This window comes from Salinimonas sediminis (genome assembly GCF_003429285.1).
GTDB classification, from domain to species: domain Bacteria; phylum Pseudomonadota; class Gammaproteobacteria; order Enterobacterales; family Alteromonadaceae; genus Alteromonas; species Alteromonas indica.
On sequence record NZ_CP031769.1, the window covers coordinates 1374581 to 1394882 of the forward strand.

Sequence of the window (20302 nt, forward strand, 5' to 3'; positions counted from 1 at the left end):
TGGTGTGTGTAGTGATAGACGGGGCCATAGCTCAGCTGGGAGAGCGCTTGCATGGCATGCAAGAGGTCGGCGGTTCGATCCCGCCTGGCTCCACCAAATTTCGGTGTTAAGCATTGTTTAATACCCGCAGGTTACTTGTTAAATGTGACCAAGCTGTTTGCGTTATTTTGCGAATATATCAGGTTTAATAATGATGTGTGGCAGAATACACCTTGAAACAGGTAGGCCAGAGGAAGCATTCCTCAGGACTAAAAATCCCTTTCGGTAAGATAAAGGTCGCTCGGTTCGCTGGCTCACCTCGCCTTACTGAAAATCCACGAAGCTAAGCTTCGTGATAAAGATTTTCAGTCCCCTTCGTCTAGAGGCCTAGGACACCGCCCTTTCACGGCGGTAACAGGGGTTCGAATCCCCTAGGGGACGCCATTTATACGGTGTCGTAGTCCGCAACTACGACATGTTCTTAGGATAAGGTCGCTCTATTTCTTAACAGAAATATCGCCTTACAAAAAATCCTGAAAGCAATGCTTTCAGAAGAAGATTTTTTGTCCCCTTCGTCTAGAGGCCTAGGACACCGCCCTTTCACGGCGGTAACAGGGGTTCGAATCCCCTAGGGGACGCCATTTTTACGGTATTGTAGTCCGCAACTACAAGATACTCTTAGGATAAGGTCGCTCTATTTCTTTATTGGAATAGTACCTTACCTAAAATCTGCAATAGCAGATAGGCCAGAGGTAGTAGCATTCCTCAGGGCTCAAAATCACTTTCGGTAAGATAAAGGTCGCTCGGTTCGCTGGCTCACCTCGCCTTACTGAAAATCCACGAAGCTAAGCTTCGTGATAAAGATTTTCAGTCCCCTTCGTCTAGAGGCCTAGGACACCGCCCTTTCACGGCGGTAACAGGGGTTCGAATCCCCTAGGGGACGCCATTTTTACGGTGTCGTAGTCCGCAACTACGAAATGTTCTTAGGATAAGGTCGCTCTATTTCTTAACAGAAATATCGCCTTACAAAAAATCCTGAAAGCAATGCTTTCAGAAGAAGATTTTTTGTCCCCTTCGTCTAGAGGCCTAGGACACCGCCCTTTCACGGCGGTAACAGGGGTTCGAATCCCCTAGGGGACGCCATAAACCCAAAAAAGCCAGCTAATTAGCTGGCTTTTTTGTATCTGTAGCTCTTACTTTTCATATTAACGGTAGTCAAAACACCAAGCTCCAATCATCATCATTGCTATAAGCTTGGTGCAACTTCAAAGGTTTTTCACTTGAAGTAGGGATTGTCTATACCGACTCTGACGGTATCCATAGCACCAACAGCGGTATACGGTCTATTCGCTATCACACCGAAAAGTCGCCCAAGATAATGTTATCTGCGTAGCTCTGATAAGCTTCTCCCAATTGCTTAGCCATAGGATCGGGGAACAGATGAAAGTCGCCCGACTCAAGGGCTTCAATAATACCTGCAGCAACTGTGTCAGGCCCTGGGGCATCATCAAAACCTGCACCTTTACCCATATCGGTGGCAATAGGGCCTGGATGCACACTCAACACGCTTACGCCTTTTTCACCCAGCTTCTCTTTAAGTCCCTGAGTAATTGAATAAGCAGCTGCTTTAGACGCACAATAGGTCGACATGTCGCCAAATGTTTTTATCGAAGCGATAGAGTTTAGTTGTACCAGTGTACCTTTTGTTTTCTCAAGAACCGGGGCAAACGCCTGTGCGACTCTGATTAATCCGAATACGTTAATTTCAAATTCTTGCTTTAAAGCATCTTCGGCTTCGCTTGCCAGTGGTGAGTAAAGGTTCATTACACCCGCATTATTCACCAGAATGTCTACATCGTCTGCTTTTTTGGCAAGCGCCTGGATAGACGCAATATCCGTTACATCAACGGGTAAAGTTTCCACTTTATCGCCAAATTGCTTTGTAAGTGCTTCGGTGGATGAAGTATCTCGAACTGCCAAATACACCTTCTTCACGCCATGTTCAAAGAATGCCTCAACAATAGCTTTGCCAATACCCCGGTTAGCGCCGGTCACCAACGCTGTTTTACCTTCAACAGATACGCTCATAGGTTCTCCATTTTAATTATTTACCAATCGGTATGTTTTATAAGAGAATTGAGCACAGAAGTTCAGGTGGTCGGGAAGGAATACCCTAGACGGCTGATTTGCAATGTAAAAAAATCTCAAAAAGGAAGGGGGATTTAGTTAAACCGAACCTTTAGTTTATAAACCCATACCACTTAGCGTAGTGTCGATAACCCCATATAACTGCGCAGCCTTTTTGCCAGTGCGTGCCATACTTGCCGTGCCTTTAAGGACGGTGTAAAGCGTCAAAGCATGCTCATCGGCCCGATTGGCTACGCCAAGCGCCCGCGCATGAGCATCCTCTTTAAAAAGACGTACAAGGCGGGTGTAGGCCTGCGCATCTATATCTTCAAGTAAGGCTTTGGCCTCGTGAGGGATATGGCTACCAGCAATTTCATTTTGACATAACACCAAATAGCAACCACGACCTGAAGACTGTTCGCACTGCATATTAACAATGCTCTTCATATAGCGTCGTAGCCTTTCCCCAAGGGCGCAATTGTAGCCTTCTAATTCCGCCAGATGGTGTTGCATATTTTGCTGTATATAGTGTTCCGTAGTTCGGATAAATAGCGCTTCTTTATTCCCAAATGCACTGTATAAACTGGGTTTGTTAACGCCCATGGCCTGAGTAAGATGAGCAAGAGATGCGCCTGCATAGCCTTTGGTCCAAAACACATTCATTGCTGCATCCAGTGCGGCCTGTTCATCAAATGCTCGTTTTCTTCCTGCTGGCATGGTGTCTCCGTTACTGCATAGATAGGGGTACTATTGAGCGATTCGTAGCGGTGTACTAACCAATTACCAGCACCGCTTGCCAGTTACATAACCTGGGGTATATTCGGGTGCCCGGGCAGTATAATCGCGTTACCGTTATCAAATACAAAGGCCCTGTACCCCGCTAGAAAAATACCTGACGTAGGTCCCGTAGGGTGGTTAAGTAATTAATAACTGGCTCCATTATAAACATTCTACCGTGCTGATATACGTCAAAATGCTTTGCATCCTCATTTCCTAAAAGAAAGCAAAACCCAGGCAAAGTTATCAGCGACAGGCAATTCCGTCTTACATACTGGATTTTACCGCCATGATGATGCCAAAATGTATGACCATTGCAACCTGGCAAAACGGTGGCCGTATATCATTACCACCGCGACCTTTTTGCTTACGGGCTTTGTATTTTATTGATTACGTGGGATGCTATTGCTTGGCTCTTCATTCACCCAGCTACTTTCACTTAGGCACCTTCTCTCAAAAGTTTTCACCACTGAACTCTTATTACAGAGCTCTTATCATAGAACTCATACCACAGAGCCCAGATCATAGAGCTCACATCCGTGTATTGCGACAGGTTAGGGTATTTATACTGTCTTATCTTCGAAAATAAGCTTGCCGCAATTAAGCTAATTACACTGTATCGCCGAATAGCTTTAGTACCTATGCCTCAACAACACAACCTTTCACACCAAGCGATCAGCATGTATATAGCCACGTGTAAGGTAGGTATTGCGAAAATGTCTCAGGCGGATTATCTAAAACCAATTGCCAGCAAAATGTGTGACGATGGTTTACAAAGCATCAGCAGCGTTTTTTTCAAAAAGGTTGTCTGAAACATTGCTAGCCTGCGGCATTCAGGGGGTGACATAGGCTAAATGCCTAATGTAAAGTCGAGTATTACCTTTAGTTCTGTTGAATCTATTGGCTTCCCATCTTTAAATTGTGGCGCATATCGCCACTGAGAAAGTGCTTTGATTGCGGCATCAGCGAAGCTCTCATTGCCCTGTGTACTCACCACTTTAATATTTTTAACCAAACCTTGGGTATCAACCCGAAAGGCCAGTTGAACCGATCCTTCCTGGTTTCTTCTAGCTTGAGATCTTGGGTAGTCTGGGTTTACGCGATACAGCGGCTGGGGATCCTGGTTGGTATCCCAAGGGGTCATTTGGCCAATTGCCTGACAATGGTATGTTGCCTGCTCAGACTCGCCACCCTCTTCGTATAACGTTACTAAACGGGCATGAGATGCTAGAGAATAAGGATGAGAAAACGAGTTATTATTATCAAACCCTGTAGCTACAGATAGATAATTATCAATAGCATCGGTACGATGGCCTTTGGCTTCTAACCCTCTTGCCAGAAAATAACGGGTTTCCAGCGTCTGCTGATTATTGGGACCCCATTGTTTTTCGGCTTTGCCTACTGCTGTATTTAAAAAGCGGATTAATTCACTTAACTGCACTGGCATATAGGTTATCTGAATAACTTCTTTTGCCACTTGCGAGTAGAGGTATGCGTGTTCCTGCTCGCTGGCATCCTGCACCTCCTCTATATTTCTTAAAAGATACTTAGCTAGTGCAGGTTTGAGTGTCTTAACCTCACTCTTATGCACAATCTCATACGACAGGGTATTCAGATTTTTTAGTATACCAGTATAGGTTAATAGCGTATCGATATGAGTGTCGCCGTACACTGCTTTATATTGCTCTATTACAGACCTATATTCGCGCGCCGCGTTATCATACTGCTGCGCTAAAACCAGCATGTTTGCATAAGAGTAATGTAATTTAAGCGTGTTCTCACTGGTACTGCCAAATTGTTTCCCAGCAAGTTGCCAGGCTTTTTGGCTCAACGTCACACTGGCGGCAATATCATTTTGCTCATAAGCATGCTGGAATGCTTCGTAAACATCGGAAAATGTATCTGCGTGCGCGTGGGAATTTATCGTTAATGATAAAACGATAACCAGTGGCAAAATGCGCGATGGCCCAAAGATGCTGTACATAATGAAAATCCTTTTTTATGTCAGTGCTTATTCACAAGTGCTAGTCCACAAGTGCTTATCCATTCATCCTCAGGATAATATTTGGTGCGCTAATTTACAACCCGGGTACACCTGCTGGGTTGATGGCGGCTAGTAGCAAATGTAAAGTAAGCGACGTTCATTTTCGTCGCTAATTTCGTCGTTTAGCTGGGTCAAAGGCGCGTAGAATGAGATTAGACCTCGGTACTGCGTAAAGTTGCGATTACGCTTAATTAAGTAGTATTGATAAATGACGGCTCTACTGTAACCATAAAGAGGCGGACATAGGCGTAGTCTGGAAACAAGGTACTATTTTTGTTCAGTGCAGAGTCCATATAAAGTTGTTTGCTGGCGATACGAAAAGTACGCGAAAAGATGAAGGTGCAAAAGAAGCCAGATGTCATAGTATTATTTCGCGCGCGGTTGTTATTCACGCTGTGTTGGCTGAATAACCGGCCCGTACGTTAAAAATTCAATGCGGAATGTTTAAGCTATTTACTTATCATTTGGGTATGATGTTCACCTGAGTTAATCGTTTAAAAGTAACCCGTCCCTATGCCTTCATCTACCCAAATTCCGGTAACCACCGAACCCGCTTCCGCCATTTCTTGTGCTAACTGCAAAGCGTGTTGTTGCCGCCTGGAAGTAATGATAATCGATGATACCGGCGTGCCAGAAAAGCACATTCAACGCGATAGTTGGGGAAGTGAAACAATGCGAAGACTAGACGACGGCTGGTGTTCAGCGCTGGACCGTGAAACTTACATGTGCACTATTTACGAAAACCGGCCCTGGATTTGTCGGGAATTTGAAATGGGCTCGTATGAGTGCCGCGAAGAACGTGAGGAATGTTTGAAATAACAGGGTAGCGGTGATGAACGTATATTAATACTGCATTCATTAAGCAGGGCTAGGCTACATAGTGGCTATAGCTCATGACCAGTGAATTACACAGGCGGACTGACTGATAGACAGCCAAAAAATAACGTTTTATCTTCTCGGTACAGGGCTTTTTGTGCCCGCCCACCACTGCCTAAACACCCTATATTTATGGTGCCCGGCGCCCCCGTCATATTGGCTGAATAAACTTTTTATTTAATTAAAGACCCAACATTTCACGCCCATTTTGCGAACCTCTGGTATTGCTTGTGTAATGCGGCTAAGTTACTCATTTAATAGCTGGCTATTTGCACTTAATACCGCGGATCAGCACTAAACTAATAAGGTAATGATGGGTACAATAAAGTCTGCTGCATGGAGGGTAGCCCTGCAAGTGGCGGCGGTTACCTGGGTATAGCGAATATCAAAGGGAAGCGAATTATATGTTTATTGTTATGTTCGAATTTGTTGTCAAAACAGGCTTTGAAGAACAGTTTCTGGCTAGCTGGCCTAAAACCACCCAAGGCATTTACTTATTTAAGGGCAGCCTGGGCTCGCGTTTACACCGTGATAGCAACGGGGCGTTTATCGCTTACGCGCAATGGCCTGATGAAGCCACTTATCGCCAAGCAGCCTCAATCAATATGTCCCCGGAATACGAAGCGCAGCGCAAATTAATGCGTGATAGTCTTAACCTTGATTCGACCAGAGTCTTACACGAGATGGAAGTAGCGTTCGACTATCTTCAGCGTCGGCGCTTTGCTGTTTAAGCCGGGTCGATGTAATTCCCTACGCCTGAAATTACCTAAGCCGCTCGGTCTGATTATCGAATGGCTTTGGCGTAAAAACTTAGTATCGACTCCCAAGTGCAACATTGACCTCGCATAATCATTCTTCATCTCCTAACGCATTTTAAATCTATACCGGTTGGGGGGCGACTGTTCAGCCGCCACTTAACGGCGTCATATTGCTGCTGGGTAACGTCTCTCATCGATAACCGCTTTGGTAAATACTGCCTTATTAGTCAATTCGCATTTTCGTTGCTTCCTTGTTCCCATGAGTGATGCCCGGTAGCGCAGTAAAGCTGGTGTTCTCACAGTCCGCTCGTTGCTTATCCGTTATTCTTGAAAGTGCAAGCTACTATGCGCGATGTTGAATTGCGCTAACCAGCGTATTCAGGAATGGGGCATAAAGTAGTAGGCCGGAACACCAGATCGACCCAGCAAGTAATACTGCCTAAACCTTCGGGTAAGTTTCCACTCTCCGTAATGCAATCTACCCTGCCACTTCGATGCAACTTTACAGCTATGTTAGTATGACCGCCTTTCAGTACTAAAGAGACGACTTATGCAGTCATATTCCATCGGCACGCCGGGCCAAGCCTGGAACGATGAACATAAACAGCAATGGCGCGATGCGCAGTCTATTGAGCGTAGTTATGCTGACGAAGTGTTAGCTAAGCTGCCGAATAACCTTAAAGGGTTTTCGGTTATCCAGTATGGCGCGTTACCCTATGACGAAAATCGCTATCCGTTGTATGCGGTGGTCAGCGAAAAAATTTCCCTCAGCAAACCAACGGTACTGATTACCGGTGGTGTTCATGGCTATGAAACCAGTGGAGTGCAGGGCGCGCTACAGTTTATTAATAACGAGATGGCCCTGTATGCAGCGCGCTACAACTTTATTGTGGTGCCCTGCATTAGCCCCTGGGGTTATGAAACCATCAACCGATGGGATCCGATGGCGATAGATCCTAACCGTTCTTTTTATGCCAATAGCCCAGCGCCCGAAGCCGCCCAAATTATGGCCTTTGTGGCATCGCTTAATACGCCCGTGCTGGTTCATGTGGATTTGCACGAAACCACTGATACCGATAACAGTGAATTCAGGCCCGCGCTGGCTGCGCGTGAAGGAACCGTAAACCACAATTGGAATATTCCTGACGGCTTTTACACGGTGGCTGATACCACACGTCCTCAGCTGGAGTTTCAAAAAGCGGTGGTACAGGCGGTAAGTCAGGTTACCCATATTGCCCCAGCGGATGACGACGGGCGTTTAATCGGTGAGCCGGTGCAAAGCGAAGGGATAATTTGCTATGACAAAAAAGCCTTACATCTGTGTGGCGGTATGACTGAAGCAACGTACGTTACCACTACCGAGGTTTACCCTGACAGCCCGAACGCCACGGCGCAAATATGTAATCAGGCCCAGGTGGCGGCGATATGCGGCGCATTAGACTTTGTCTTAGCTGCTAATATCTAAATATTCGAATAGACGTTTGAATGTTTAGACGTCTAGATGTATATTGGGGTCTCGTATGGTTTAGGGGCTCCTTGATGTTTCATTACTCCGCATTAATTTATACTGGCACCGGTCAGGCCCTTGTGCACGGCACTGCGGTCGCTAAATATGACTTTGAACAACAACTGGTTGCCCGGTTTGGTATTTATGTGTGCCTGTGGTGTAGTGAAGGGACACCTTGTGCCAGCCCCCTCGCGCCTTCTGTTTTACCTCACTGCAACGAATAGCCTGTATGTCTCAGTACTGTTCATCTAGGAGTCTGCCGGTACTCTCGCCCTGTATTGGACAGTGTCAATTAGATGCTGCCGCTCGCTGTACCGGCTGTTTTCGCGATCTTAGCCAGATTACCACCTGGACCCAGCTAACCGCCAGGGAGCAGCGCCAGGTTATTGCGCTGTGTGATCAACGTCGCTCTCAGACAACTAAGTGTTAAATTACCCCCGTACAATGGAGTCGCGCTAGGCTATTTGGTACACTGCGCGCCCGTTTTTACCTGAGCGTTTAAAATCGTTATGACAGTAATGCTGGCCCCGATGGAAGGGGTGGTTGATCATTTAATGCGCGAAATGCTGACCGAAGTGGGCGGCTTTGATTTGTGCGTAACAGAATTTGTGCGCGTGGTAGACCAAAAGCTGCCAGCAAAAACATTCTATAAGCTATGTCCTGAATTGCTGCAAGATGGTAAAACCAAAGCGGGGGTGCCGGTGCGGGTGCAGTTATTGGGGCAACACCCTCAATGGCTGGCTGAAAATGCACTAACTGCCGTAGAACTCGGCTCGCCCGGGGTCGATCTCAATTTTGGGTGTCCGGCCAAAACCGTCAATAAAAGCAAGGGTGGGGCAGTACTGCTTAAAGAAACCCAGGCACTTTATGATATAGTCCATGCGGTGCGCCAGGCGGTGCCAGACCATCTTCCGGTCACGGCAAAAATAAGGTTGGGCTTTGAAGACAAAAGCCTGGCGATAGATAATGCTGTAGCCATTGCCAACGCAGGAGCCAGCCATCTGGTAGTCCATGCCAGAACCAAAACAGAAGGCTACCGGCCGCCCGCGTACTGGGACTGGATTGCTCGAATCAAACAGCATATCGACATTCCGGTTATTGCGAATGGCGAAATTTGGAGTGCGCAGGATGCGCAACGCTGTCGACAGGAATCTGCCTGTGAAGACCTGATGTTGGGGCGCGGGGCATTGGCATTGCCAAACCTGGCGTTGTGTATTAAACACCACCAAGCGCCTATGGCGTGGCCAGAATTAGCCCGTTTGCTGATCAAATATTCTGGCTATGAAATTTACGGCGATAAAGGCCGTTATTATCCCAATCGTATAAAACAATGGTGTGGCTATTTAAAGCGGCAGTACCCACAGGCCGAGTTGTTATTTAACGATATCAGACGATTAAACCACGCTGATGACATTGTGAAGGTACTGCGCCGCCAGTCCTCGCAGGAGTACGTAGCTTAGTCTCAAGTTAGCTTCATTTTGTGAAATGCTTAAAGTAGCGTTAATCTTGTGTAAACGTATGCGTTGTACACCGCACAATAACAATACGAATAAATCGTTATTCACAACATTAAGGCTACGGAAAACCTATGGCACTCACTCGTTCACGCGTCAGCCTGGCGCTGGCTTGTTTGCTTCCGCTAGTGGTATCTGGTTGTCAGACAACCCAGAATACCACCTCGAAAGACAGCAAGTCAGGCAAGGTCAGTATTAACCCCAACCCCTATCCCAGTACTTATCAGGCCATTGCAGGCACGCCCACCGTTATCACCAATGTGACTATTTTAGATGGAGCAGGTAAACGCATTGAAAACGGCATGGTGTATTTCGCAGAAGGTAAAATTCAGGCCGTCGGCCAGAACATTGATTACCCGACAAATGCCACTGTCATCGATGGCCAGGGCAAATGGGTAACCCCTGGTATTATTGATAATCATAGTCACCTTGGGGTGTATCCATCACCCTCCATAGGGTCACTGTCAGACGGCAACGAAATGGTCAAACCGGTGACTCCCGGCGTGTGGGCGGAACATTCAGTCTGGCCGCAGGATGCCGGTTTTGGCCGCGCGTTGGCGGGTGGCGTGACGACGTTGCAGATTCTGCCCGGCTCAGGCAACCTGGTTGGCGGGCGCTCCATTGTATTGAAAAACGTACCTAACCGCTCTATGCAGGATATGAAATTTCCCGACGCCCCGTATGGTATGAAGATGGCGTGTGGCGAAAACCCGAAACGGGTGTACGGCCAGAAAGGTGGCCCAATGACACGTATGGGGAACGTTCGTGGCTACCGTCAGGCTTTTTCCGATGCGCAGGAATATCAAGCCAAGTGGCAAAAATACAGCGACGATTTTGACGCTGGTAAAAACCCCACTGCGCCTAAACGTGACCTGGATTTAGAAACCCTGGCCGGTGTACTTGACGGTGACATTATGGTGCATATGCATTGCTACCGGGCTGATGAAATGGTCACCATGATGGATATGATGAAAGAGTTTGATTACCAAATTAGCTCATTTCACCATGCGGTAGAGTCTTATAAAATTGCCGATAAACTTAAGCAAAACAATGTTTGCTCTGCAATGTGGGCAGACTGGTGGGGCTTTAAAATGGAAGCCTACGATGGTATTCGTGAAAATATACCTATGGTAGATGCTGCGGGCGCATGCGCAATAGTACATTCTGATAGTGAATTGGGAATCCAACGGCTCAACCAGGAGGCCGCTAAAGCCTGGTCCGATGGTAAACGCGCTGGTATCGACTCTTCTATGGCCCACGCCTGGACCTGGTTGTCGGCTAACCCGGCGAAGTCGTTAGGTATCTACGATAAAACCGGTTCACTTGAAGAAGGTAAAAATGCCGACGTTGTACTATGGAGCGGTAACCCATTTTCAACCTATACCCAGGCTGAGAAAGTCTATATAGACGGGGGCCTGGCGTTTGATCTGAGTAATGCGCAGCACCAACCAGTGAGCGACTTTGAAGTAGGCCAGCAAGCCACAGGAGAGGCACAATGAAACAGGTACTTATTGCAGCGCTCGCTTCTGTCACATTAAGCACACCTGCCTTAGCGCAAAAACTAGCCATTGTCGGTGGTCAGGTCTACACCCAGACGGACCAGGGCGTAATCGACAATGCTACGGTATTAATTAACGACGGCAAAATTGAAAAAATAATCACTGGCACGCAGGTTCCTGGTGGTTACGAACAGTTTGATGCTAAAGGCAAGGTGGTCACGCCAGGGTTGTTTGGTGCCATGACCTCTTTAGGTCTGGTAGAGGTTGAGTCCTGGGCCGGTACGGTGGATGCCTCGGTCGACAATGCTCGTATTTCAAAAACCGGTGCGGCTTTTGATGTCAGTTATGCACTAAACCCTGATTCCACATTGATGGATGTATCACGTATTGAAGGGGTAACCGCTGCGGCCACGACAATCTCCTATACCGATTATTTATTTCACGGGCAAGGCAGTATCATTTCGGTTGGGGCGGACGAGCCCTTAGTAAAACGGCGGGCGTTCATTGTCCTGGATGTCAGTGCCAGTGCGGCTGAAGCGTCTGGCGGTTCGCGGGCAGCTTTATGGGTAACCCTGGAACAATTGTTTAACGAAGCCAGTGTGTTAAGCAGTGTGCCAACGGCAGATAAACCTTGGCACGGGCTTAACAGCCGCGCTGACTTACCCGTGCTGAAAAAGATTCTGGCAGGCGATATGCCCTTGGTTATGCATGCCAGTCGTAAGTCAGATATTCTTCAGGTCCTGGCATTTAAACAGCGCTATCCAGACATTAACGTGATTTTGATGGGGGCCGACCAGGCTTGGCGCGTTGCTGACAAACTCGCCCAAGCTAATGTACCAGTGATTGTAAATCCGCAAATGAACCTGCCCGAAAGCTTTGATGCCATCGGAGCAACCATGCAAAATGCGGCTATTTTAGACGCCGCGGGCGTAGTGGTGGCAATTGGTATGGAAACCCACAATATCCGCCTGGCTACCCAGCACGCTGGTAATGCCGTGGCCAATGGTTTACCCCACACCAGTGCCATCGCCAGCTTAACCAGCAATCCGGCGGCGATGTTTGGTGTTTCAGACCGGGTGGGCAGTCTCACCGTGGGGGCTCAGGCTGATGTGGTGGTCTGGAGCGGTGACCCGCTTGAAGTGACCGAATATGCTGAACAAGTCTTTATGGCGGGTGAAGCTATCGATATGACCAGCCGACAAACCCAGCTTCGAGACCGCTACATGAAGCTACACCAGTCAGATGGTGCTACACCGGTTCAATATATCAAACCGTAAGCTAACGTAGTTATCGTCAAAAAAAGCCTGTAGTGATACAGGCTTTTTTATTGATGAGCGTGTTCGTCCAGCCAGTTTAGTGCGGAGAATTCTTTATCAATGGGCTGAGCTTCGTATCCATGTATTCTGCAATCATAGTTTGCGCTTCTTTGTTGGGATGGATGCCGTCCTTTTGCATTAAATCTTTGTTAAGTGCGATGGATTCCAGGAAAAACGGAACGAGGGGGATATCGTTCTGTTTAGCGACTTCATCGAAGGTATTGGCAAACATTTTAGTGTAACGCTGGCCGTAATTAGGCGGAATTTCCATGTCTTGTAAGATTACAGTAGCGCCTGATTGCTGGGCCAGTTTTACCATTTCGTCCAGGTTGTTTTTAAGTTTATTTACCGGATGGCCCTGAAGGCCATCATTACCACCCAACTCAATAAATACGTGGGTTGGAGAATGTTGCTTAAGCAAGCGCGGCAAGCGGGCTAAACCACCATCTGAGGTCTCGCCACTTATCGCAGCATTTATCACGTCAATCCGATGTACCTCGTCGGCCCACAAGTTTTGTAACAAACTGACCCAACCTTCATGCTGTTGCAAACCATAACCAGCGCTTAAACTATCGCCTACTATTAGCAGCGTTTTTGCTTGGCCAGCTGAAGAGGATTCCTCGGCAATAGATTGATCTGCAAACAGTATCAAGGGTAAAAATACAACAACGGCGAATGTTTGCCGACAATAACGAGATAATTTAATGAACACGACTGCGGTGACTCCTTATGATTAAAACCAGCAATATAACCAAAAAGGTTACTACGAACGAAGGTCTGCTGGAGATTCTCAAACCCATCTCTTTTGAAGTCAAGTCAGGGGAGTCTGTTGCTATTGTCGGTGCGTCAGGTTCCGGTAAATCCACGTTATTAGGCTTATTAGCCGGCCTTGATGAGGTTTCTGAAGGTGAAATATTTCTAGATGATGAACCCCTGCATAAAATGGATGAAGAACAGCGGGCACAGCTGCGCGGCGCTAAAGTAGGCTTTATCTTCCAAAGTTTCATGTTGGTTCAAAGTTTAAGCGCATTGGAAAATGTAATGCTGCCTGCCCAAATTGCTGGTATGGACGATGCCCGGCGTCAGGCACTGACGATATTAGAGCAGGTTGGCCTTGGCCACCGCGCTTCACACTATCCGAATCAACTTTCCGGGGGGGAACAGCAACGGGTAGCAATCGCTCGCGCGTTTATTGGCCAACCAAAAATTCTTTTTGCCGATGAACCTACCGGAAATCTGGATGCGGCGAATAGCGAAAAAATTGAAAAACTACTCTTTACGTTGAACCGCGAGCTGGGTACCACACTTATTTTGGTTACCCATGATGAAGAACTGGCCAGCCGCTGCGACCGGCAGCTTATGATGCAGGCCGGGCAGTTGACCGAGGCCACCACAGTCCAGCCTGATTCAACACCTCACGCTTCCACCACGGCGGCGGTTCGTCATGGGTAAAGTGTTCAGCCTGGCATGGCGGCTGTTCCGACATGAAGCGCGCCGCGGCGAATTAACCATTATTCTTGCCGCTATTATCTTATCGGTGGCGGCGGTGCTCTCATTGTCGCTGTTCAGTGAACGGTTGCAGGGGGCATTAACCGAGCGTTCGGCTTCTTTTTTAGCCGCAGACCGCCAGCTTCAGGCTCGTCAGCCCCTGGATGATAACTGGATGGCGGCAGCGCGCTCGCAATCTTTGGCTACCGCAGCGCAGGTTCAAACTCGCTCCATGGTGTTTAGCAAAGGTAAGATGTCACTTACCGACCTGCGTGCCATCAATGGCGACTATCCGTTGAAAGGCGCTATCACGGTAGCCGACAAACCTTTTGGCACAGCAGCGCCAACCACGGAGGTTCCGGAGCCCGGCCAGGCATGGATCGATTCGCGGCTGTTTCAGTTACTGGATATTAAGCTAGGTGACAGCATCGAAATTGGCGATGCTTCATTTACTGTCAGCCGGGTGCTTGGACAAATACCTGATGCCGGATTTTCGTTATTTAGCACCGACCCGTTAGTTCTTATACGGCAAACTGACTTAGCCAAAGCAAACATCACCGGGCCTGGTAGCAGGGTAACTTACAAGGCTTATTTTGCCGGGGATAACACCAGCCTTGAACAATATTACGAATGGTTAAGGCCGCAGTTAGATGATGAAATTCATCGCTGGCAATCGGTTGAAGACGATACCTCGGCCATCGGCAAATCGGTTGCCCGGGCGGGGCAGTATTTCTTACTGGCTAGTTTGCTGGCTATTGTGCTGGCCGCCGTCTCGATTGCCGTGGCAGCGCAGCGTTACTCTCAACGGCATTTTGATCCTGTGGCCATTATGAAGACGTTAGGCGCCACCCAAAGCATGATACGCCAAGTCTATACGCTACAAATTTTCTTTATCTCCGCCTTGGGAATTATAATTGGTATTGCAGCTGGGGTGGCTATTCAACAAGCCGTAGTGAGTGCCTTGGCCGATAAAGTTGAGGTAAGCCTTGCGGTCTGGCATTGGCGGCCGGTAATTATAGCGGTGTTTACGGGGGTCATTTGCGCCGTACTGTTTTCCATGTACCCGCTACTCAGGTTATTTTCCATCCCTCCGCTGCGGGTATTACGCCGCGATATGGACGCAACATTAAGCTCAAAAACATTACAGTTTGCCGTCTCGGGCCTGGCAGTATTCCTGTTGATGTGGGCGTATAGTCAAAACCTGAAAATCAGCGCCATTTTGTTCGCCTCTGGGGTGGTACTGGTGGCGGGGCTAATCGCCGTCACCTACGGGCTGATTTTTATCGGACGTAAACTTGGTTCGTCAAAAATGGGCCCCTGGCAGCTGGCCTGGGCCAGAATTCACCGGCGGGCAATGGATAATAGTGTTCAGCTGATCAGTTTTTCCATCACCATTATGCTGTTACTGATTGTATTGGTGATGCGCAACGACATGGTTGCGCAATGGCAAGCTCAATTACCTACCGGCACGCCAAATTACTTCCTTATTAATATTACAGAAGAACAAAAGCCAGACCTTAACGCCCATTTCGCCGAAAATGACGTACGTATTGAGCAATTTTATCCTGTGGTACGCGGCCGCTTTGTGGCCGTAAATGAGCAAAGGGTTAGTACCGAGGTTACCAAAGAGGATGATCCGCAAGATGACAATGGCCGTGATGGTTTAGGCCGTGAAGCGAATCTTACCTGGAGCAATACCCTGCAGCATGAAAATAAAATTGTTGCCGGTAGCTGGCATGGTGATGCTACTGCCAGTCAGGACGGTTATGCGGTGTCCGTAGAAAGTGATGTTGCTGATCGGCTGGAAATAGCGTTAGGCGATACACTTACCTTTAATGTGGGATCAGAAGTGGTGAAAGCCAGGGTAACCAGCTTTCGTGAAGTTAACTGGCAAACCATGCAACCTAACTTTTTCTTTGTGCTGTCACCAGCAGCCATGCGTGATTACACCCCTACCTACATCACCAGCTTCTATTTACCTACAGAGCGTAAAGCCGGGTTGACTGAATTGCTCAAGCCGTTCCCATCGATAACTTTATTCGATGTGGATGCCCGTATTAATCAGCTCAGGGGAATTGTTGAACAGGTATCGTTGGCAGTAGAGTTTATTCTGGTGCTGGTGCTTATTGCTGGTTCACTGGTATTAATTGCGCAGGTGCAGGCCAGTATGGATGAGCGCCAACAAGAACTGGCTATATTACGTACCTTAGGGGCTAAAGGGCGACTCATTCGCGCCAGCGTCATTTATGAGTTTGTCATTATCGGCGTGGTTGCCGGGTTTATGGCGGCACTCGCGAATGAGCTGAGCTTGTATTTGCTGCAAACTCAGCTATTCAATATGACGCCTTCCGTACACCCTGAATATTGGCTTATTGCCCCGGTAACTGGTGCGCTTGTGGTAGGAACATTAGGTGCTATTGGCTGTTGGCGGTTGCTCACCCTGAACACCAGTGATTTACTGCGAAAAATAATGTAGCGATAAGTCGCTAAAGGGTAATACGCCTTAATGTACGATACGCCGATAAAGCGCGATAGGGCAGGGCAAGCCGGCGCGCGTGGTAGTAACATAAGACGGCGGTTAACCAGTCATCTAATACAATATCAAAAGGCCTGCTAACTTTAGCAGGCCTTTGGTTTATGGCTGGGGTCGCTAGGCCACACGCTTATCGACCGTGCGAGCACAGTCCAGACAAGGGGCCATTACTGCGCCCTTATCTTATGGTCGTTCTACCAATGCGACATTTTTAAATATTACCTTTCCCTGATCTGGCGCGGCATCGTTATCAGCTGCAAAAGTAAGGTATGGGTAATCGCCAGACTCAAATAACTGACCAACGGGTACGACAATGCGCTGCCATCCGTCCTGCGCTCCAAACTGGGCGTGCACCATACCGTACGTTTGCAGGCCACCGAATGATACAACTTCGGTACTGCTGACAAAATTGTCCTGGTCAAAGCCAATAGCGGCGACTTCCGGGTTCCCCTCAATTTTGACATGGGCCACCAGGTAGGTATTTTCGGTCAGGGTAAAGTTACCGGTAATACGCTTCCAGGCATTTCCTTCCAGGGTCAGGCTTCGGCCATCGGCGCTGGTATACGCTTGGCTAAATGCAATGTCGTCCTGTCCTTCATCATAGCTTTGCAGCGCGTATTGTGAGAAATCTAAAGCGTCGTACATCATTACATTACTGAATGTAAGCTGCGGTTGAATACCGGCTGTTGGCTTATCGTTATCCAGTATGAACAAAAATTGCGAGTAGCTGCCAGTACTAAAATAGTCCGCCAGATTCAGGCTAAACCTTGTTTGATGGTTGCCCGGGCGGTATTGGCCGATGGCGCTACCATAATTTTGCGAGCCATATAAAAACAATACATCCTGCTGTGCAGCGCGATTGTTATTATCCAGCCCTAGCCCGGCAATTTCTGCGCTGTGCTTACCGAAGACGGTAAAATCCAATACGGTATTGGGGGTAACTTCAAACGCGCCTTTTGCGTAAGCCCAGGTATTCCCTTCTAGCGTCAGGCTGTGGGGGGCGCGGGAGGAAAATAGGTGATCTTTATCCTGGGACGTATAACGCTGTACATTATTGCCGTCTAATGCCATCGCTAAAGGTTGGGCATCTTCCAGCCAATGGGCCACACCCACCTGCGTTGTGGTCATCCCCACCACCACATCTTGTTCCTGCATACGGGTGAAATTGGCAATACGGTAATGCGCATCAATGGCCAGAGTTTTGGGCGTCGGTTGATTCTGGATTGCTCGGGCTGTTTCAGTATTAAGCATATCCGGCTGGGCAAAAGGTTCACTGATATTGGCTTCGTTACGCGGCTGTGCGGATTTAAAATTAAATGAATAATTATTGATATATTCGCTTTGCGGCGCTTTCTGCAAATCGTAAATTCCATAACCTACTGACGAATTCGCTTGTTCGGTGATCATCACATTGTTGATAGCGTTAGCCCAAAACGCATTGTCGCCATCTACATTGGCCGCCGTGATGCCGTTGCGGTACACATCGATGTAGTTGTAAAAAATGTTTACCTGGCCGGCTGGGCGTGAATACAAACCACCAAGTTTTATAGATGCCCACATCTTGCCACGTTCATCGCCCATATCGTGAATAGTGTTATTAAATAGGTAGCTGGGGCCGCGCATGTTGGGTGCTACGCTGATACCGGCATAACCATGAGAAAAATCATTGTTGTAAACCAGTACATTTTGCTGCCCGCCGTCTAGTTCTATTAAGTCGTCATTGGCATAGGCAAATGTGTTGTTGTAAATAGCCGAATCACGGATAAACCCGCCGTAGGTTTCTCCGTTAAAACGGCTTTCCACTACATCGTTAAAACGGACCTGCGGCGAACCGGTGAAAGTATTGTTACGCAATATTATCTGGCCCTCGAAAGCAGGGTCCGGATGATTAGCATAAGCGAAGAAGGCGTTCGGGCCCTGGGGGTGCCCAGACCCCCAGTGGTTAGCCGACAGAACGGGGTCGTGCACCAAGCAGTTTTCAATGGTAACAACACCGGTTTGCTGCAGAAAAAACGCTGAATCATAGTTGATGGGGGTATCGTCAGTATCATAAGCAATACCCTCTTCGATGTAGGCAGGCGAGCGCCCCCAGTTCGCTACATCGCATCCATTAACCCAGATGTGATGGGCCTGACTGGAGTGGAAACCCTGCACACCGCCTTTTTCAATCACAATGTTTTCAAAATAAATATAGCTTTGCGCGCCAATCCATACCGCTGAACCTGCTCCCTCTTCGGCCACAATCGGGGTATCGGGGCTACCTACAATTTTTGCCCACGCACCGGGTTTTCCAGCAATGTTCAGGGCTTCCAGATCCAGTGTGCCGCCGGTATAAATCTCGGCCAATTGATACACCTTTTGCGGATCGATTGGTGGCGTATCTGGCCGGGTGGTGAAAGTGGCGGTATAGGTTTGGAGCCCAACTGAAACAGTATCCACACTCACGTTAACCTCATAGGTGGTAGCCGGTGTTAAATACACCAGCACCCCCGCCAGAGAATCAGTAGTAGGGTCAAAGTATAAGGGGTTACCAGCTTGCCATTGGCTGCTACCAGCTTCTCGAAAGCGAATTGTATTGGTTTGGTTGGCTTGTTGCTGGCTTATAACAATACCCACGGATTCAATCAGTGGAGTAATAATAAGATTATCGGGTTCTTCACTTTCAGCACTACAGGCGAGCAGCCCGGTAGCAATAAACAGAAAAACAGCGGTGGATAAACGATGTAAAAGTGACTTCATAACACTTCCTGTAGGTGGCTATACCTCAAACGGGAGGCATGTACTAAAGTCTAAGCCGGTGAGAATATTCAGCAAGGGTGGGGAGGGCATGTAATCTTTGAAAATAGAATATTAAAAACAATAAAAATCAATGGTTTCTACATTTAAAAGTATGCGTGCAGCGAAGTGTGTGTGGGAGTATATAAGGATACACACGCTACAAATTGCGCGCTAAACCGCACGTTTTGAAGAAGATCACCATGTCTGTGCCGGTTTGGTATGGCCTTATAGGGAGTCACTATAAGGAACGTTGGCGCAGGCGGGAACCGATAAATAGGCTATATGGAGCCCCTTATAATATGTGATGGCTACACTATTTAGCCACTAACCATGCTGTTTACTGCCGCCACGATGCGCTTCAGCCTAGTTAAGCCTGCTGGCCCCCTGTGAAATATCGACCTCCTACGATTACCCGGCAACGAGGCATAAACAAGGCATTGAAAATAATGAGAAGAGAGTCTTCAACAGGTTAATTGTATGGGCTGATTGACGTTGCCCGGAGAAAGCGCTGCAACCAGGGCTAAAAGGTTTTTTAAACACCGGTAACATTGCCAAAAGCAAGTCTGAGATCATCGCCCGAGAAGATTGGCCGCTATGGTAGGGCTGCCTAAAGTACATCTGCAGAGCTTACTCTGCGCAATGAGCTGTTACCGCTGATAAGTGCAGTTACAGTCATAAATGCAGGTATGGTCATAAAGTGCACAGATGAGTGTTTACTGGTGGTTCAGCATTATCAATCGTAACGTATTGCATAAGACGTTTTGCATAAGATGTTGCTGCACGGGCGGGTAGCAATAATCGGCTATGTTTCCCAGGAGTGTTCGATATCGAAATAGCTTTTAACCGGGCAAGGATTGTGGCAATAGAAAATGCTTGGAAGGCGCGTCGATGCGCTAGCACACCGGCCTTGTGTATCTCGATTGAGGAAACCATTCAGGCTAAGACTATTTTGCTATGGATCAGGAATTTACCCGCCCAGCGTAAAGTTGTGTTAATTTAAAAATGTACCCTGCAATAGATTAATGTCTGTTAGGGTTGGTGGCTTACGTAGCAATTATATTTTCTGCAGTCTATCTTATCAGCTCTGGCGTACCTTAAAAAGCACC

General features: G+C 47.8%; 15 protein-coding genes and 5 tRNA genes. 15 read left to right on the forward strand and 5 right to left on the reverse strand.

Annotated features, from left to right (window positions below; genetic code table 11):
• Positions 1-20: 20 nt before the first annotated feature.
• The 5 genes from D0Y50_RS06210 to D0Y50_RS06230 all read left to right on the forward strand — a co-directional run bounded on the left by D0Y50_RS06210 (position 21) and on the right by D0Y50_RS06230 (position 1122).
• A tRNA-Ala gene (locus D0Y50_RS06210) sits at positions 21-96 on the forward strand.
• 251 nt (positions 97-347) lie between these two features.
• A tRNA-Glu gene (locus D0Y50_RS06215) sits at positions 348-423 on the forward strand.
• A gap of 121 nt (positions 424-544) precedes the next feature.
• A tRNA-Glu gene (locus D0Y50_RS06220) sits at positions 545-620 on the forward strand.
• Positions 621-849: 229 nt separating this feature from the next.
• Positions 850-925, forward strand: a tRNA-Glu gene (locus tag D0Y50_RS06225).
• 121 nt (positions 926-1046) lie between these two features.
• Positions 1047-1122: transfer RNA gene (locus D0Y50_RS06230), tRNA-Glu, on the forward strand.
• Between the two features lie 210 nt (positions 1123-1332).
• On the opposite strand, the gene D0Y50_RS06235 is transcribed toward D0Y50_RS06230, so the two are convergent.
• The 3 genes from D0Y50_RS06235 to D0Y50_RS06245 form a co-directional block, all read right to left on the reverse strand.
• Positions 1333-2067: an SDR family oxidoreductase gene (locus D0Y50_RS06235; RefSeq protein ID WP_117315991.1), complete on the reverse strand. Its 735-nt coding sequence runs from the start codon at positions 2065-2067 to the stop codon at positions 1333-1335.
• Between the two features lie 156 nt (positions 2068-2223).
• Positions 2224-2823 carry a TetR/AcrR family transcriptional regulator gene (locus D0Y50_RS06240; RefSeq protein WP_117315993.1) on the reverse strand — a complete coding sequence of 200 codons (600 nt, stop codon included), beginning with the start codon at positions 2821-2823 and terminating at the stop codon, positions 2224-2226.
• Positions 2824-3733: 910 nt separating this feature from the next.
• The gene (locus D0Y50_RS06245; protein WP_117315995.1) at positions 3734-4867 is read right to left on the reverse strand and encodes an energy transducer TonB; all 1134 of its coding nucleotides are present in this window, start codon (positions 4865-4867) and stop codon (positions 3734-3736) included.
• Positions 4868-5440: 573 nt separating this feature from the next.
• Here D0Y50_RS06245 and D0Y50_RS06250 point away from each other — a divergent pair.
• From D0Y50_RS06250 to D0Y50_RS06285, 8 genes are all read left to right on the forward strand, one after another.
• The gene (locus D0Y50_RS06250; protein ID WP_108568540.1) at positions 5441-5746 is read left to right on the forward strand and encodes a YkgJ family cysteine cluster protein; all 306 of its coding nucleotides are present in this window, start codon (positions 5441-5443) and stop codon (positions 5744-5746) included.
• A gap of 461 nt (positions 5747-6207) precedes the next feature.
• Entirely contained in the window at positions 6208-6534 is a 327-nt protein-coding gene (locus D0Y50_RS06255) for an antibiotic biosynthesis monooxygenase family protein (protein ID WP_108568539.1), read from the forward strand.
• 577 nt (positions 6535-7111) lie between these two features.
• Complete coding sequence (locus tag D0Y50_RS06260; RefSeq protein ID WP_108568538.1) at positions 7112-8026, forward strand: M14 family metallopeptidase; 915 nt, start codon at positions 7112-7114, stop codon at positions 8024-8026.
• 74 nt (positions 8027-8100) lie between these two features.
• On the forward strand, positions 8101-8292 hold the full coding sequence (locus D0Y50_RS06265) for a hypothetical protein (protein ID WP_117315997.1): 192 nt from the start codon (positions 8101-8103) through the stop codon (positions 8290-8292).
• A gap of 5 nt (positions 8293-8297) precedes the next feature.
• Entirely contained in the window at positions 8298-8498 is a 201-nt protein-coding gene (locus D0Y50_RS06270; protein ID WP_117316000.1) for a DUF1289 domain-containing protein, read from the forward strand.
• 79 nt (positions 8499-8577) lie between these two features.
• Positions 8578-9528, forward strand: a complete 951-nt coding sequence (gene dusC, locus D0Y50_RS06275; protein WP_108568535.1) for a tRNA dihydrouridine(16) synthase DusC — start codon at positions 8578-8580, stop codon at positions 9526-9528.
• A 128-nt stretch (positions 9529-9656) separates the two neighbouring features.
• Positions 9657-11081 carry an amidohydrolase gene (locus D0Y50_RS06280; RefSeq protein WP_108568534.1) on the forward strand — a complete coding sequence of 475 codons (1425 nt, stop codon included), beginning with the start codon at positions 9657-9659 and terminating at the stop codon, positions 11079-11081.
• Complete coding sequence (locus D0Y50_RS06285) at positions 11078-12358, forward strand: amidohydrolase family protein (RefSeq protein ID WP_117316002.1); 1281 nt, start codon at positions 11078-11080, stop codon at positions 12356-12358. The genes D0Y50_RS06280 and D0Y50_RS06285 overlap by 4 nt, the downstream gene beginning before the upstream one ends.
• Before the next feature lie 76 nt (positions 12359-12434).
• Here D0Y50_RS06285 and D0Y50_RS06290 read toward each other — a convergent pair whose 3' ends face one another.
• Positions 12435-13109: an arylesterase gene (locus tag D0Y50_RS06290; protein ID WP_108568532.1), complete on the reverse strand. Its 675-nt coding sequence runs from the start codon at positions 13107-13109 to the stop codon at positions 12435-12437.
• Between the two features lie 17 nt (positions 13110-13126).
• On the opposite strand from D0Y50_RS06290, the gene D0Y50_RS06295 reads away from it, so the two are divergent.
• Positions 13127-13849, forward strand: a complete 723-nt coding sequence (locus D0Y50_RS06295) for an ABC transporter ATP-binding protein (protein ID WP_108568531.1) — start codon at positions 13127-13129, stop codon at positions 13847-13849.
• Entirely contained in the window at positions 13842-16361 is a 2520-nt protein-coding gene (locus tag D0Y50_RS06300) for an ABC transporter permease (RefSeq protein WP_117316004.1), read from the forward strand. The genes D0Y50_RS06295 and D0Y50_RS06300 overlap by 8 nt, the downstream gene beginning before the upstream one ends.
• A gap of 240 nt (positions 16362-16601) precedes the next feature.
• Here the strand turns inward: D0Y50_RS06300 and D0Y50_RS06305 are convergent, their stop codons facing one another.
• The gene (locus D0Y50_RS06305; RefSeq protein ID WP_117316006.1) at positions 16602-19157 is read right to left on the reverse strand and encodes a right-handed parallel beta-helix repeat-containing protein; all 2556 of its coding nucleotides are present in this window, start codon (positions 19155-19157) and stop codon (positions 16602-16604) included.
• Positions 19158-20302 lie beyond the last annotated feature (1145 nt).